At 62.8% G+C, this 15,905-nt stretch carries 16 protein-coding genes; 1 reads left to right on the forward strand and 15 read right to left on the reverse strand.

What is annotated here, in order from left to right:
- Positions 1-100: 100 nt before the first annotated feature.
- Positions 101-895: an adenosylmethionine decarboxylase gene (speD, locus tag ACIPRS_RS05515; RefSeq protein WP_310161971.1), complete on the reverse strand. Its 795-nt coding sequence runs from the start codon at positions 893-895 to the stop codon at positions 101-103.
- A gap of 186 nt (positions 896-1,081) precedes the next feature.
- Between speD and crp the strand changes: the two genes are divergently transcribed.
- Positions 1,082-1,768, forward strand: a complete 687-nt coding sequence (gene crp / locus ACIPRS_RS05520) for a cAMP-activated global transcriptional regulator CRP (protein ID WP_225590783.1) — start codon at positions 1,082-1,084, stop codon at positions 1,766-1,768.
- A 129-nt stretch (positions 1,769-1,897) separates the two neighbouring features.
- On the opposite strand, the gene ACIPRS_RS05525 is transcribed toward crp, so the two are convergent.
- The 14 genes from ACIPRS_RS05525 to virB11 all read right to left on the reverse strand — a co-directional run bounded on the left by ACIPRS_RS05525 (position 1,898) and on the right by virB11 (position 15,898).
- The gene (locus ACIPRS_RS05525; protein ID WP_446537792.1) at positions 1,898-2,098 is read right to left on the reverse strand and encodes a hypothetical protein; all 201 of its coding nucleotides are present in this window, start codon (positions 2,096-2,098) and stop codon (positions 1,898-1,900) included.
- Between the two features lie 284 nt (positions 2,099-2,382).
- A complete protein-coding gene (locus ACIPRS_RS05530; protein WP_446537793.1) occupies positions 2,383-4,224 on the reverse strand; it encodes a peptidoglycan-binding protein in 1,842 nt (613 codons plus the stop codon).
- A 97-nt stretch (positions 4,225-4,321) separates the two neighbouring features.
- Positions 4,322-5,062: a hypothetical protein gene (locus ACIPRS_RS05535; protein WP_446537794.1), complete on the reverse strand. Its 741-nt coding sequence runs from the start codon at positions 5,060-5,062 to the stop codon at positions 4,322-4,324.
- Between the two features lie 190 nt (positions 5,063-5,252).
- The gene (locus ACIPRS_RS05540; protein ID WP_446537795.1) at positions 5,253-5,609 is read right to left on the reverse strand and encodes a hypothetical protein; all 357 of its coding nucleotides are present in this window, start codon (positions 5,607-5,609) and stop codon (positions 5,253-5,255) included.
- 55 nt (positions 5,610-5,664) lie between these two features.
- The gene (locus ACIPRS_RS05545; protein WP_446537796.1) at positions 5,665-6,948 is read right to left on the reverse strand and encodes a lipase family protein; all 1,284 of its coding nucleotides are present in this window, start codon (positions 6,946-6,948) and stop codon (positions 5,665-5,667) included.
- A 5-nt stretch (positions 6,949-6,953) separates the two neighbouring features.
- Positions 6,954-7,592 carry a hypothetical protein gene (locus ACIPRS_RS05550; protein WP_446537797.1) on the reverse strand — a complete coding sequence of 213 codons (639 nt, stop codon included), beginning with the start codon at positions 7,590-7,592 and terminating at the stop codon, positions 6,954-6,956.
- A gap of 643 nt (positions 7,593-8,235) precedes the next feature.
- Positions 8,236-8,745, reverse strand: coding sequence for a DUF4189 domain-containing protein (locus ACIPRS_RS05555; protein ID WP_446537798.1), 510 nt, complete (start codon positions 8,743-8,745; stop codon positions 8,236-8,238).
- The gene (locus ACIPRS_RS05560; protein WP_446537799.1) at positions 8,742-9,824 is read right to left on the reverse strand and encodes a type IV secretion system protein; all 1,083 of its coding nucleotides are present in this window, start codon (positions 9,822-9,824) and stop codon (positions 8,742-8,744) included. Before ACIPRS_RS05560 ends, ACIPRS_RS05555 begins: the two co-directional genes overlap by 4 nt.
- 53 nt (positions 9,825-9,877) lie before the next feature.
- A complete protein-coding gene (locus tag ACIPRS_RS05565; protein WP_446537800.1) occupies positions 9,878-10,666 on the reverse strand; it encodes a hypothetical protein in 789 nt (262 codons plus the stop codon).
- Between the two features lie 22 nt (positions 10,667-10,688).
- Entirely contained in the window at positions 10,689-13,202 is a 2,514-nt protein-coding gene (locus tag ACIPRS_RS05570; RefSeq protein ID WP_446537801.1) for a VirB4 family type IV secretion/conjugal transfer ATPase, read from the reverse strand.
- A gap of 3 nt (positions 13,203-13,205) precedes the next feature.
- Positions 13,206-13,520 (reverse strand): type IV secretion system protein VirB3, encoded by a 315-nt coding sequence (locus ACIPRS_RS05575; RefSeq protein WP_142123391.1) that lies wholly within the window; start codon positions 13,518-13,520, stop codon positions 13,206-13,208.
- A complete protein-coding gene (locus ACIPRS_RS05580) occupies positions 13,513-13,878 on the reverse strand; it encodes a TrbC/VirB2 family protein (protein WP_225590780.1) in 366 nt (121 codons plus the stop codon). Before ACIPRS_RS05580 ends, ACIPRS_RS05575 begins: the two co-directional genes overlap by 8 nt.
- An 83-nt stretch (positions 13,879-13,961) precedes the next feature.
- A complete protein-coding gene (locus ACIPRS_RS05585) occupies positions 13,962-14,753 on the reverse strand; it encodes a lytic transglycosylase domain-containing protein (protein WP_446537802.1) in 792 nt (263 codons plus the stop codon).
- A 104-nt stretch (positions 14,754-14,857) separates the two neighbouring features.
- Complete coding sequence (gene virB11 / locus ACIPRS_RS05590) at positions 14,858-15,898, reverse strand: P-type DNA transfer ATPase VirB11 (protein WP_446537803.1); 1,041 nt, start codon at positions 15,896-15,898, stop codon at positions 14,858-14,860.
- Between the last annotated feature and the right edge of the window lie 7 nt (positions 15,899-15,905).

Consider the following 15,905-nt stretch of genomic DNA (forward strand, 5'->3'; position numbering starts at 1 on the left):
GCGCGGCTCGCGCCGCGGGCGGGTCGTCCCGCCTTGTTTTCAGGGCAAGGCTACTGCGGTCCACCCCAACCGGGTGTAACCCGCGGCAGCACGCAACCCGTCATTCCGGCAGGTTGCGGCCGTGATACAGCTCTTCGATCTCCCGCCTCAGGCGCGCTTCGATCTTCATGCGCTCCTTGAACGACAGGTTCTTGGCCTTCTCCTCGAACAGGTAGTTGTCGAGGTCGAACTCCTTCAGGTGCATCTTCGTGTGGAAGATGTTCTCCTGGTAGACGTTCACGTCGAGCATCTCGTAGCGCGACTTGATGTTCTTGGCCAGGAAATCCTGGATCGAATTGATCTTGTGGTCGATGTAGTGCTTCTTGCCCTTCACGTCGCGGGTGAAGCCGCGCACGCGGTAATCCATGATGACGATGTCGGATTCCAGGCTTTCGATCAGGTAGTTCAGGGCCTTCAGCGGCGAGATCACGCCGCACGTGGCCACGTCGATGTCCGCACGGAACGTCGCGATGCCGTTGTCCGGATGGGTCTCCGGGTAGGTGTGCACCGTGATGTGGGACTTGTCCATGTGCGCGACCACCGCATCGGAGATGATCTCCTTGCCTGCATCCTTCTTGTCGATCACCGGCTCCTCGGAGATGAGGATCGTTACCGACGCACCCTGCGGATCGTAGTCCTGGCGGGCCACGTTCAGGATGTTGGCGCCGATGATCTCCGCCACATCCGTCAGGATCTGGGTCAGGCGATCGGCGTTGTACTCCTCGTCGATGTACTCGATGTACCGGCGGCGCTCGTCCTCGGACGAGGCATAGCACACGTCGTAGATGTTGAAGCTCAGCGCCTTGGTGAGGTTGTTGAAGCCTTGCAGCCGCAGGCGAGGCAGGGGTTTTACCACGGCGGTGGTCCCTCTCTGGGGGGGTCGGATGAGGGGGCGGATTATGCGCCATATGGGGTGACAGCGAAATGTCCGCCACCACCCGTCGGCCGGCCGGCGCGGGACTGGCCCAGCCCTTGCATGGCCTGCGTTTGCCGTCGGCTACGTATTCGGACTAAGCTTCCGGAATTACAAGCCGCGACCATCATGAGCCCAGGCATCCCCCTTTCAGCCCCCGCTCGCCCCGCCGCCAGCCCCCTGACGCCGGACAACGCCACGCTTGAGCGCTTTCTGGCCCACAGCCACCGCCGGCGCTACCCCGCCCGCGCCGACGTCTTTCGCCCCGGCGACCCGGCAGGAACGCTGTACTACGTGGTCAGCGGCTCGGTCAGCATCATCACCGAGGAAGACGACGACCGTGAGCTGGTGCTCGGCTACTTCGGTTCCGGCGAGTTCGTCGGCGAGATGGGACTGTTCATCGAGTCGGACCGTCGGGAGGTGATCCTGCGCACCCGCACCCAGTGCGAACTGGCCGAAATCAGCTACGAACGCCTGCACCAGCTGTTCATGGGCACGCTGTCGGCCGATGCCCCCAAGCTGCTGTACGCGATCGGCGCGCAGCTCTCGCGGCGCCTGCTGGACACCAGCCGCAAGGCCAGCCGCCTCGCGTTCCTCGACGTGACCGACCGGATCGTACGCACCCTGCATGACCTCGCCCGCGAGCCGGAAGCGATGAGTCACCCCCAAGGCACCCAGCTGCGCGTCTCTCGCCAGGAGCTGGCACGCTTGGTGGGCTGCTCGCGCGAGATGGCGGGACGCGTGCTGAAGAAGCTGCAGGCCGATGGCTCTCTGCATGCGCGCGGCAAGACCGTCGTGCTGTACGGTACCCGCTGACCCCGCCAGGTGTGCGGCCGGCCCGACGAGGCCTGCCGCCGTCGGGACTGCAACCCCAGATCTGCTCGATATCCGCAATGCACAGCCTGGCGACGCCGATGACGTCGCCGGGCGGACGATCCGTCGGGGCTATTCCTGCCCCTCGTTCGAAGCCAGTCTGCGCGTCAACGCCAACGCGACCGATGCTTCCCAGGTCCCTGCTGCTGGTCCGTCGAACATGACCGTGCCCGTGGTCTGCCGGGACTGCTCTTCGCCTCCCTCGCCGCTCGGCGCATCCATCGGCTGGATCACCGCGCTGGTGATGGACCCGAACTGCCAACGCTGCGACATGGGCTGGCGCCCACGACGCTAAGCCAAGCACCGCACGCGCCACGCTGGATGCGTGCGGCGTCTACCGACCATCGCCTTCCACCGCTCCGATGCCCACGCGCGCGACCGTACCTTCCGGCTTGGCTGGCACCCCGCTCCGTTTCAGCGGAGCGCTGGGCGCGGGTGACCCGGGCGCCGGCCGCCACATGGGCCGCGTTCGGATGCCCTGAGCCGTCCCCGATGCCGGCGCGTTCCACGAGAGGGCGGACCGGGCACGCGACCCGATCCGCCATCCTGCCTCGCTGTCAGCGGGAAGGGCCCGCCTGCTCGCGTGACTGCGCCGCCTGCTGGTCGGTCACGATCTGTTCCTTCTGCCACCCCTGGCCAGCAGGCGTCTTCAGGTAGTCGTCCAGGGCCTGGCGCATGGCGCGATCATCTCCGCCGTGCATGGCGGAGAACATGCGGTCGACGAACGAGCGTTGCGCATCTTCACTTCGCCCACCCTGGGACGAGGCACCGGCATCCGCCGGACTGCGAGCCACATCACGCGTCGCGGCAGCGATGGCCTCGCGGGAACGGTCGCCGTAAACGCCATCCACCTTCAATCCCTGATCGGCCTGGAACGTGCGCAGTGCGTGCTCGGTCTGGGGACCGAATTTGCCGGATGTGGTCTCCAGTGGCTTGCCGTCGGCACCCCGATAGCCGAGCTGATTGAGCTGCTGCTGCAGTTCGCGCACCGATGCGCCCGATGCCCCATCGCGCAACGCCTCGGGCGCGGCCGGACGTGCGGGTACCGCCGTGTCGCGCTCGGCGCCACGCAGGTGCGGCATCGGATCGACCTGCCGACCGTCCCGCCACATCTCGAAGTGCAGGTGTGTATCGCCCTGGGCAGGCGTATTGCCAGTCCTGCCCATGGTGCCGATCTGCTGCCCGGCTTCCACGCGCTGACCGTTGCGCACGCTGAACTCATCCAGATGGAAGTACTTGGTCAGCGTGCCGTCGTCATGCCGCACGTGCACGGTATTGCCCGCCGCACCGTTGTTCGGGCGCACCACCACCGTTCCGCTCGCAACGGTCACCACGGGATCACCGACATCGCCCTGGATATCGATGCCGCCATGGCGCCGGCCACCGCTGCGTGGCGTGCCGAACTCGCCGCGCCCCTCGCGCGCCTTGTCGGCTTCGTTGATGTCGCGATTGCCGGGCGTGGGCCAGGCCAGCCCGCCCTCACGCTCTTGCGTTTCCCCCGTCTGGGCGCGGTTGCGCGTCTGTTCTGGCAACGCAAGTTGCTGCGCGATCGCCTCGCGCGTTCGCGCGTCGGCCGTACCGGTGACTTCAAGCTGGTTAGCCGCCTGGAAGGCACGAACCGCTTCCTGTGTCTTGCCACCGTAGATGCCCGACTGCGTTTCCAGTTGCGCGCCCTGTCCGTCGCGGAACCCGAGCTGGTTCAGCGACGTCTGCAAGGCTCGCACGTCGTCGCCGCGTTCGCCATTCTGCAAGACGCCATCGGCCAACGGTGACGTCCGCTCGCGGGCACCGGGACCCGGCTGGCTGGCGTGGATGCCGCGCTCCGGAATATCGATGGCGGCGTACTTGCCGTTCCAGTATTGCGAGAACGTGGTCGCGAGCTCGCGATCGTCGAGCCCGCGCAGCTCGGCGGCCGAGTGGCCGGTCAGACGCTCCACATCGCGCGCACTGATGTTGTTGAGGATGTTGCGTCGCGTGTCGTCGCGCGTGAACTCGCCGTTCGCGATGGCGCTCTGGATGGAGGCGTAGCCCGCGGCACCCTGCTGGTGGGCGAGATACAGGTCCAGCCCGCTGGGAGTCTCGCGCCCGGAAAGGAAATCGTGCCCGCTGCGCGACTGCCTGCGGGTGATGTCCGCCAGATTGTCGCCATAGAGTTCGGCCGCAGCACGCGTGCTTGCCGCCGGGTCGAACTCGCGCCCCGCGATGCCGTACTGCTCCGCGGTCCTTGGCATGAACTGGAAGAGTCCCTTCGCGCCGCTGGGATTGCTGGCATCGGGATTGAAGCGTCCACCGGTCTCGATGTAGGCGAACCGCAGGAAATCCTCGCGGGGAATTCCGCTTGCCTGCGCTTGTCGTTCGATGATGTCGAGGATCTGATCACGCGTGTGTTCACTGGCCATCGTTGGCTCCTTTGCTGATGTACGCGACCCGTGGGTCGCAGGACGTCAACCGGGCCCCTCCATGGGCCTGATGCATGTCGGTCAACTGGAAATCGACTTACTGCTTGTAGCTTCCGCTTGTTTCGTCGAAGGTGTAGATCACGCTGTCTGCCTCCGTCATCTCGCGAACCTTGCCGGGAGACGCGATGGTGGTTCCCTTGGACGACACCTTCAGCTTTGGCAGACCATCGCCTGCCTGCTCGAACGCCAGCGTCCCGGTGGCGGCAGCACACGGCATCACCTGCCCGCCATCGCACGCGGCGCTGTTGTCTTCGCTGACCGGGATGCCGCCCACATATCCCCATTGCCTGAAACCCAGCTTGTCGACGCTGCCGGGGTCGAACAGGAACAGGCTGAACATGCGCACGTCGGTGCCGTCCGTGAAATCGCGGGTCGGCACCGCAAGCAGGTAGCGCCCATCGCGGGTTTCATACGAGAGCGCCTTTCTCGAATCGTCGATCTCCTCGGGCCGCCCCATCCTGCCGAACTCCCCGACATAGCCATCGGTATCCGGCTTCGACCATGCCTGTTTGCCGTCCTTCTCGACGCGCGTGAAGGTCGCCTGTGAAATGGCAACGTGCTCCGGATCCATCATGCCGTCGTCACCGTCCGGGCCCTCGCCCTGGGTCTTGGCACCGAAGCCGGTGAAGTAATGCTTGCCATCGAGATCGAACTCGTGGCCGTACCAGTAGCTGACGGTGGCGCCGCCATCGATCTTGTAACTGACCGCACCGTCGCCGTCGCGCTGGTAGATGAAATACAACACGCTGTCCGCGGAGGGCGGCTTCAGCTCTGACATGTCTTCTTCCTTATTCTGGGGGGATGTCGCCTGCTCCGTGGTATCCGCACTTCGCTGGGCCGGTGCATCGCAACCGCCAAGAATGACCACCATCGCGATCAGGAGCAGGGAGGAAAGGACCTTCATGCGCTGCAACCTCATGTGGACGACTCCATGACAAGGGCATTCATTCGCAAACAACCCGGACGCATCAATGGCGGATGGGCGTGTTTTCCGGCCGGCCGCCGCCTTCCCATCGACCCGAATCAATCGCTTTCGGACAGACCGACTTGTATTGGGCGAACGAGAGCGTGTCGTCCCGCGTCCAATCCTTGCCGTAGGGATTCGGCGGCCGACAATAGGGCATCAGCATGAAAGCGCCAGTGAAAGGCGGCATGGGCTTCCAGCACGGCATCGGATTCTTCCTCACATCCTGACCCTGTGTGCAGAACACGAACGGGTCGTCCATGCGGTAGTACAGGCGCTGGTAGTAGCCTTCGGACTGGGCACTGAGGTCGAAGAGCACCACCAGTCCCAGCAGAATTCCAAGTTTGATCGCCTTCTTCATCGTCGTACTCCTTATGGACGGAGGCCTGTCGAAGGCCCTTCGGACACTCTCCATCTCATCGCGCCACGTGGGGCGTGGACGGGGTAATGGCCTCGCGCTGCACAGTTTCCTGCGCGGGCAGCTGTCGCGAAATTTCGCCCTGGCGCTCGTGCACCCGCGCAAGCCACGCCTGACCGAAGTCGGATGCCTGAAGTTCTTCCTGCGCGGCGCGCAACGCACCTGGGTCACCCGTCCGCGCGGCCTTCAACAGGCGCTCCACCTCCGACGACGAAGACCGCGCGTCCGACCGGAGGGGCGGATGGAACGGGAAAGACTCGTCCCCGACTTCCCTCCATGCACGGGCACGTTCGTTCGCGCTCTTCGCGGTCGCGGCCAGTGCCCCCCATTCCGACTGCGGTTGCGCCTGACCCGCGCGTTCCTTGCGCGCAGCGGGCTCTCCCTGCAGGATTGGGCCGCGCGCGGCATCGAACCCGTCGCGCAACACGCCGAACGGGCCGCGGGAAATCACGGTGATACCGCGGCGCAGATCCTCCACATCGTTCCGGTAGCCGTCGATCACGCGACGATTCTCTTCCGCAAGCGCGCTCGCGCGGGGGTCGTCCAGCACGGAGCTGTCACGCGCGCCCTTGCCATCGACCGGAAGGAAATGGTGCATCGAATGCGAGCCCAAAGAGGCGCCTGCAGCCAGAAGAGGATTGTCCGGCGTGACAACATCGAACAGCCGATTGTTGTGGTAGCCGGAGGCCTGCAATGTCGCCACCTCCTTCTTGGTGGCATAGAACTTGACCGATCCATAGTGTGGACTGGCCGCGCTGACGGTATCGGCCGCCATCACGTGATTGAGCACTTTATCTCCGCCTTCAGGGATGCGGCGATCGAGACTGGCCGCGCCATACGCATTGAACGTCTCACCTCGCAGATCGAAGTGATGCGCCGCGATCTGAGCCAGCGTGCCACCGAGGGAGTGGCCGGTCACGGTGACTTCTGGGGCGACCTTTCCGGGCTGCATCCCTTCTTGTCTGGCGAAAGCGACAGCACGCCTTGTCATTTCGATCGCCTCGTTGGCCTGCGGGTTGATCCGGCTCAGCACCATCGAACCGTCGGTGACGACGCCATCCTTCCATATCTGCTCGGTGCCACGATGAGCGACCACGATCTCCCCGCTGTCAACCCGCTGATAAATCGTGCCTTGGTATCCGGTCTTCTTGCTGTCGACATGCTCCAGGACCCAGTAATCGACACCATCCAGAGTTACGGGCTCCCGCTGCCCAGGAGGACGGATGCCGACAGCGCGATCCTTGTACGAATCGTTAGCCAGCTCAGCATAGTCTTGGGACAAGAGTCTCACGGCGATGCCTCAGCAGAGGCCAAGGAAATTATGAAAAATTCGCCACGCTTGTCCTCTGGCACACCGTCAAGGCTACTCTCGCCGAACAATGGAAATCCATCGTAATCCCCCACGCTTGGATAACGTTTTTTCCAGTAATACCTCGCTTCCGACCCTGAAGAGATCACCGCCTCGGAACTGATACCAGGGATAAAACTTGCATCCGCCTTGTCTGTTGTCGCGCTCAAGTAGACACTTACAGATGAGAACTCCCAGCGACAGACTCCACGTCCGAAGTAATCCTCATCAAGGACCAAGTCGGCGTATACGGTTCCGCGAAACTCGCCTTCCGAGACTCGGATCAGCTTGAAGGGCTCGCTGGTGCTGATACGGGGAAATGCACCCGCTATTGGAACTTTCTTCCCGCACTCGGCGGAGTTCTCCACGGTGTACTGCGCTATGCCTTCGATGGAAGCGAACGGTCCAGGCGCGTCCTTCAATGTCATGGTGATGACGTAACCGCGCTTCGGCGCCGGGTTGAGCTTCCGGAGGGGCGCACTTTCTTCGGTTGGGGTATCAGTCGTGGTGTTCATATCCTGGCCTTGCGAACATGCGGAAACGCATAACAACGCTGCGGGAAGCAGCGAACGCACCATCGATCTGTTGCTTAGGCGCGCGCGCGCGCCGAAAGAGCGATCTGCAAGCCAAGGAAGACGCCTTCTCATGATGGCATTACCGTGCAGCCCGCGGCATCGCATTCAATCCTGCCTGCGATACGAACTTCGCGCCCAGCGACGTCGGCATATCTGGCGTGTTCCTTGGAATCACTTCTACGCGCTCCATCCGTCGATTCACCTGCCCATGCTCATAGCCCTCTCTGGGCACAACCTCCCGCCAACAGCGGCCCCATGCCAGCGATCGGCCGAACCTTGGCGGAGACGATCCGTTCATCCTCGCTTACCAGCGTTACCTCGCATGCATACCTGTTCTGTCTCTTCTCATGTACGGGATGAAGCACCGGTCTTCCACCAGCATCACGCCCGATGACATTTCCGACGGGCCTAAGTTCATCCATATAGCGCTCGAGATACCAGATTCCGATCTTTCGCCCATCGCCCTGCGTCTTTACGTGGAGGGGCTCACCAAAAGCTAAATTGGCCTCACCCATGCTCCGTCCAACCCACTGCCTGGCTGCCATGTTCGCGGGGATGGATGCGCAGCCCGCTACCGCCATGCAACTCAATAGCGCCAAATTCCTGATATTCATTCAACATCCTTATTGAACTGTCGGAGCGACCTTCAATTCACTAGCACCGGACTGGTGCAGTTCGAGTAGTTAACTTTGCACTCTCGCCCATTCTGTTGTTTGCAGTACGCAAGCGCGACGCTTGACGCATCCTCCACGCTTGATCCGTCTCGATACACAGCAGTGGAACTTCCCTGGATAAACTTCACAGGCTCTACAACAACCGCACAGTTGTTCTTGTAATCAAAGATTGGCTTGCAGTTCACGCCCCCCATGCCTTCGCACTTCCTCATGGCTTCTCGGCGCGCCGCGCGACGACTGAACTGGCCCGTAGACGTGCCAACATAGCCAGTAGCCACATCCTCGGCCATTGCGCCCCAAGTAAGCCTCCAGCGCGGAGCTGGAGGTGGCGCGGCACCTCCGCCTCCACTAGGCAAGCACTGCGAACTTCCAGGCGTCACGCCTTGCGGACACGCCATCTGAGCATTTGCCGATACGGCAAAGAGTGGCGCCAGGAACAAGGGCACGAGGCGCAGCAAGCGATAGCTCATTGACCCAATCATCCGTATGTCCTCTGCGGGGTCTGCGGGGCTGCAACCGTCGTATTTGTGTTGGGTGCTACTGCTGGCGCTGGCGCACTGGGATACAGCACGCCTGGCTGCCCCGAACTTGGCTGAGCCGCCTGCGCCTGTCCGAACGCGTTGTACGCCATGAACTGCCCGACGGTGCCCTGGAAGAACGTGGCTGCCATCGGCGGAACCGTAATGAGGAACAGCGTCATCAACAGGCCGAGGCCGCCCTGCTGCATCGCCATGCTGCTGATCCCTTGGGGCGAGGCATCGGCTGCCAGGGCCGCAACGTATTGCGCGGCGAAGGACAGCGCCACGACACCCAGCAGCTTGGAGATCATCGAGACCGTGAAGCTCAGCACGGCCAGCGAGAACATGGTGCCGACGCCATACCAGACCCACTTCTGGAACATTCCCTTGGTCTGCTCAAACCCCAGGCATAGGATGAAGAACGGCCCCAGGCCGACGAACAGCGCCATGGCCATCTTGTACATCAAAAGAATGGCGCCGCCCATCAAGGATGGCCCCGCGACCCCCACGCCGGTGAACCACATCGTCCGCGTCTTCGCTTCCTGCAACGTTTCATCGAAACTCGTGTAGAGCGCGTCGATGGCGACCATCGCCAGTTCCATCTGCTGCAGGTTGTCGTCGATGGAGTCTTCGGGCCCCTCGTCGTCGCCCGTCACCAGTTGATTGATGGTGCGCGGCATTTCGTCGGTCAGCAGGTTATGGATGTTGCTGCTGCCCAAGGCGAACGTGGTCGCCACCGTGATGATCAGCACCCACTTCAACGACTTGACCACCAGTTCCATCATGAACTGGCGCGATTGGCCAGTCACGATCCGATAACCCTGCAGCAATACCCAGAGCGTCAGCAGGACGAAGGCGATGCCTCCCACCCACTCGGCCATCTCGCCGAGCAGGTTGTCCCGGAAGACGTTGATCTCTTCGTCCACCCAGTCGAACACCAGCCTAAAGAACGCCCAACGCTCGACAGCGCCTAGCGCCGCACCGACTTCGCGCAGCACGGAACCAAGACCATTACCCAGTGAAGGCAAATCCACCATATTCATTCCTTCGTGCTGCCGCGACGCATCCTGCCTCGAGGACTGTATTCCGGGTCAGATCAATGACGACGGCGGGACTGCGCCGCATCCAGCGCCAACTTCAACGTACCGATACCCACCGCGCCACCGATGAGGCCACCCAAGCCGCCGCCGGTCCCTGTCGATGAGCTTCCCTTGCCCTCGAGGGCCTGCTGGGCAAGGGTCTTGCTCGCTTCCTGCAGGTAACCGATCCGGGCCACATAGGCATCCATGTACGTCTGCTGCTGCTGGCGATCGATTTCCATCTGAGACATCAACAGGAGGATACGATTCGTGTTGTCCTGCAGCTTGCCTACTTCATGACTGCGTATGCCGGCGCGCTGGCGCTTGAGCTCGTCCAGGTAGCGTTGGCGCTGCGTGGTCACCTCGTACATCTTCAGCGAGTAGTTGTACTTGGCCAGTTCCGTGTTGACGATCTCACGGCACAGCTGGTACTGCTGTTGGGCTATACCGCTGCTGGCCTGTTTGCAACGATTGTCCGCCGACATGTTCACGCCACTCTGGGTCGGCTGCGCATGCTGCAGCTTTTCCTCGGGCTCGGGCGCCGCCTTGCTGTCCTCGTTGTTGCCATTGAACGACTCGAACACCTGCTGCTGGTAAAGCTCGCGCAGGTTGCCGTTCACCGTGCCGTTGCCATTGCCCGTTGCACTGGTGGTTCCGATGCGGCCGTTCATGTCCTGCAGCTTGGTATTGGCCGCATTGTCGATGACGCGCCATTGCGCCTGCGCGTTCTCCGCAGCGCCCAACCCCATCGCAAAGAGGATCAGGGCGACAGGGATGGCATAACATTGTGATGTCGGCTTGTTCATGGTGGATCCCTCTGCTTTTCGCTCAGCGTTGGAGGCTGGAGTGGGTGGGCCGCGTGGGGCGCGGGCTGTCGGGATGGCCTTCTCGGCCGGTAGAGGAAGCAGTGGCCGGCGTTTCCCGGCGGCTTCGCGAGCCTTTCCGCTCCTGCTGGAACCGCGGCAACCACTGTTCCGGCAGTAAGTCGGCCTTGTCGATCTCCAGGCGCTGAGCCTCTTCGTCGACGATGCGGTGCATGATCTCGATGTTGTCGGTGCTGGCCGAGATCACTGCCAGCGCGTCATCCATTCCGCGCAGGTTGAGCTGGCAGACCGTTGATGCGTGCCCCTGCTTGACGAGGAAGCAGCGCGAGCGCTCGTCCAGGCTCTTGATCACCTGGAACTCGGCATCGGTCAGCTTCAGCCCCTCAATGTAGTCATCGCGGGAGGCATTCGGGTTCGGCAACAGGATCAGCGTGGCGGTCTGCTCGATCAGCGCGGCTGAAATGTCGCTCGCCAGCGCATCCTCCGGGCTCTGGGTGGCGAAGATGCCCAGGCCATTCTGCTTGCGGATCGTCTTCTGCTTGTTCTTGGCGAAATCCTTGAGCGCACCGCCGCCGTCGAGGATCTTCCAGAACTCATCCATCACGTAGATGAGCGGGCGCCCGTCGATCAGTTCCTCCAGGCGATGGAGCAGGTAGTTGATTACCGGTACGCGTATCTCGGCATTCTCGATGACATCGGTGTAGTCGAAACCGATGATGCTGGCCCGGCCAAGGTCGATGGTGTCCATGGGATTGTCGAAGACCCAGCCCAGCGCATTCCCGGCCGTCCATTTGCGCAAGCGCGCGTAGAGACCGTCGTCGCCCATGTTGGGCAGGCTCTTCTGGAAATTGGTCATCGAGCGCAGGTGGAACGGCATGTCGAGCATGGCCTCTACCGCGCGGAAGACATCCTCGTCCTCTCGGGCGGTGTAGTGCGTCTTGCCCGCCAGCACCTTGATCAATCCCGCCAGGAACTGCACGTTGGCATCCGTTCGTTCGCACTGGAACGGATTGAAGCCGGTCGGCTGGCCATTCTCCAGCGCCAGATAGTTGCCGCCGCAGGCGCGCACGAAGATCTCGGCGCCGCGGTCCTTGTCGAAGAAGAAGATGGTCGGCACCGGGTCGAACTTCTGCACCTGACTGAGCAGGAAGTTGATCAGTGCTGTCTTGCCGGTACCCGACTTGCCGATGACCATGGTGTTGGCGATGGCCTTCTCACCCAGCGAGTTCTCGGCGGGATGGGTGGCGTGGAAGTTGAAATAGTAGGGCTGGCCGTTGGTGGTCTGCAGTACGGTGACGCATTCGCCCCAGGGATTGTTGTCCCGCTTTCCGGTGGCGAAGTTGTGCAACGGCGACAGGCCCAGGAAGTTCAACGAACTGACGTTCGCCAACCGCGTCCGGTAGCGCCAGTTGCCAGGCAGCTGCGAGTAGAAGGACGAGCACACCGCCAGGTCCTCCTTGGTGGAAACGAAACCGGCGTTGGACAGCTCCGCCCGGGCCACCGCGACGTTCTGCGAAAGGCGGGACTGGTCCTCCGCATACAAGGTCATGATGAAGTGGTATTCGCCCAACACGAAGTTGCCGGACGCGACCTGGTCCATCGCGCCATCCAGTTCCGCGATCTGGCTGACCGCCTTGTCCCCGGACGAGATCATCATCCCCTTGGTGCGGTCCAAGACCTTCAATGCGTCCTGACGCCCCATGGGGCTGAACGAATGGGTGATGACGTACTCGAAGTCGAGATATTTCAGGCCGTTGAGGATGCCGGGCCAGGTGCCGTCGGTGTATTCCTTGATGTTCAGGATCGCGCCGAAATGGTTCTGTCCATCCGGTGTGCTGACCACGAAGTCGCCGGTCTTGGACGAGAACATGTGCCGGCTGACGGCGAGGTAGTCGTAGAGTGGCGCCCGCAGCACCGGCACCGGCTCCGAGATGCGATTGAGCAAGAAGCCGAAGAATTCCAGCGTCTCTGAGAACACGCCGCCCGCGTCGGACTCGTACATGCCCAGCCGCATCGGCGCGTAATCCTTCAGGACAGCTTCCACATTGCCGGCCAGCTCCATCAGCTTCGATACGGACTGCTCCTGCTCGGCCTGCAGGCGCGGGATGTTCGCGGACTTCTCGACGAATTTCTTGCCCATCACGATGGGCCGGTAGATCATCGTGAGGTACAGCTCGTTCTGCATGATCTTCTGTGCGGACAGCCCGTCGAAGTAGCCGTCGGACAGCGCCTGGTTGAATGCCTGCCCAAAGCGCGCGCCCGAGCGGATCCGCCCGCGCCGCCGCAGGTCGTGCACCCAGAACGCAACATTGACGAAGTCCGGTGCGCGCAACGTCTGCAGCATTCGGTTGAACGTGTTGTGGCGATGCTCCAGTTCCCATTCCTCGCGCCCGACGAAGGGCAGCCCATCAAGTCGCCAGGTCAGCAGGAAATCGCCACCCGTGGTCTTGACCACGTGCGGCGACACGTGGGCGGACAAAGGGATGAACTCGGCGATGGACAGGTCGGGCGCGAGCATGAGTCAGTCCGGAATCGATTCGTCGAAACGCGTGCGGTACGCGTTGGGCGTGAACACCCACATGCCTTCGTGATGGCGGAGGTTCCGGACCTTGGTCCGGAACTGCCACCGCAGCCCCAGCAGCCGGAAGATCATCTCGTCGCGGCGCGCCATCTGCCGCATGATGAAGATGACCACCGGCAGCAGGGCCAGAAAGAACATGTTGAAGTAGAACGTGAGCAGCAGGCAGCCACCCGCCCCGATCGTGAAGGGCACGTAGGGAACCCCCATGAACATGGGCGGGCGTGTGCAGCCCCTGAACAGCACGTTCTTATGCATACTGCGTCAGCATCTGACCGACGGCCATCGCCGTGGAGGTGACGTCGTCCGGCAGCAGCATTTTCGCGATCTGCGCAGCGGCACCGATCAGGAACCCGCCGATCAGCACCGGCGCCACATCACCGACGCGCTTGTGGTTGAACGCGATCTGATAGCCCGCGAAGATCACGGCGATGGTGACGATGGCGATGGACGCCACGTTCAACAGGGAGTTGATGTTGGTGAAGAAGCTGGTGACGCGCCCCTGCGCGCCCGTAACGTCCTGGGCAAGCGCGAGTTCGGGATACGCCAGCGCGATAGCCGCGACGATCATCACGATCAAGGCGGTGGATGCCTGCTTGGCTTGAGTGGCGTGCATGTTGTTCATAGTCGACCCCAAATGGTGGTTGCAATGGTGGGTGGCACTTTCGCGTGCCGTTAAGCCATCCCTGGCGGGTACTGCTAGAAGACGAAAGCGTCGTCCCTCCCGGATGCCTGCACGACCTGCGGCGCCGATGGCGTCGCGGCTGTGTTCTGGTGATAGGCCTGCACCAGCACGGGTGCGTCGGCCGCCGGCTGCGCGACCGCGGGCGCAACGTGGGTGGTGGGTGCGGGCGCGGCTACGGGCAGTGGCATGGACGCGCTCGCCACGGACATGACGGGAGCGGGCATGGCGCTCCGATCGGATCGTGCCTCCTCGATACGGCGCGCCACGCGGGACGACGGCACGCTCGCTGCGCGCGCACGCGGGGCAGTGCTGCGCTGCGCCGTGGTCCTGCGGTCGATCACCGGGATGGCGGGCGCGGCATCGTCGCCAGCCTGGCGTTGCCAGGACGCGAACACTTTCTGTACGTATCCGTGCCGATAGCCGGTGGTGAAGTTGCCGGAGTAGTAGCAGCTGAACGCCTTGCCCCAATCCTTCCCGGAACGGGAGTAGCACTCCGCCAGGATGCGCGAGCCCGCCTGCAGGTTGGGACAGACGTCGAACGCTTTTTCGTAGCTGTCCAGGCCCTGCCGCACCAGGTTGTAGCGGTTGACCTGTGCCAGCCCGAGGGAGAAGTTGTAGCCCCGGTCCTCCAGCATGCGGGCGGTCGACAGTGCTTCCGGGAGATTGCGTGGCTGCCGTGCCAGCCGCCCGCCCACCACACCGATGGCATAGGGGTTGAACGAGGATTCAACCTGTACGACGTGCTGCATCACGGAGGGCGGAACCGCCAGCCCCGTGCATCCCATCAATTCCATGCCAGGCAGCATCAGCGCTCCCCTCCTTCGCCAACAGACGAGACGGGGGCGCCATCACGCCCCACGTACGTTGCCCAATCTTGAAGTGCGTTCAGGGGATTCATGTTCTTCCTCCTTCAGGACGACAGCGCGCGGGCGGGATCGAAATCGATGCCGGTGATGTAGCGGCGCCCGGCGTGCGCCTTGATATGCACGACGATGTCGATCGTCATCTTCAGCAGACGCTTGATCACGTCGAACTCCAACCCGGCGCCTTCGGAGGACGCCTTCACCATCAGCGCCAGCTGGTCCCACGTCTGCGCCGTGCTGCCCGCGTGGCAGCTGGTGATGGAACCGGGGTGGCCCGAGGCGCAATTGCGGATGAAGTAGAACGACTCGTCACCGCGTAGCTCCGCCAGGATGATGCGATCCGGCTTCATGCGCAGGCAGGCTTCCATGCAGTTCTTGGCGGTGACATTGCTGGCGCTCTGGCCGCCCTTGGAATAGAGGAGATGCACCACGTTCGGCTGGCGGATGAAAAGCTCGCGCGCATCCTCGATCGTCACCAGCCGTTCCTGGTCGGGGATGTGGTTCACCAGCGACTTCATGAAGGTCGTCTTACCGCTGCCGGTCGCGCCGGCCACCACGATATTCTTGTGGTAGTGCACCGCTTTCCGGAAGAACTCTGCGTAGTTCCGGCTGCGGCGCAGTTCCAGCAGTTCCTGGTCGTGGTCACCGAGCGCCTGTTGCTGCTCGAGGATCTCGTCGAAGAAGCCATCCTGCTCGTACTGCTCCAGGGTCTTGCTGAACTTCGCCGGCAAGCGGATGGTGATCGACACCTTGCCGGCATCACAGGCGGGTGGAATCACGAATTGGGCGCGCTGGCCGGTCGGGAAGGTCAGCGACACCATCGGATCGATGTCGGTGATGCGCTGGCCCGTGTTGCTCTCGTTGACCACCGACGTACAGAACTGCCTCGCCCGCTCGAACGTCAACGTCGGCACGTCGGCCTTCATCCAGCCCGCACGCGCCGTTTCGAGGTAGAGCTCCCCCGGGCGATTGATGCAGATCTCGGTGACATCCGAGGAATGCATGTGCTCGCCGATCCCGAGCACCTGGTACTGGTAGTCCAGGAACTCGTTCGAAACGCGGGCGAGAGGTTCGTTCTGCGTGTCCATCGTGCCG

It is taken from the genome of Pseudoxanthomonas sp. LARHCG66 (assembly GCF_052871755.1).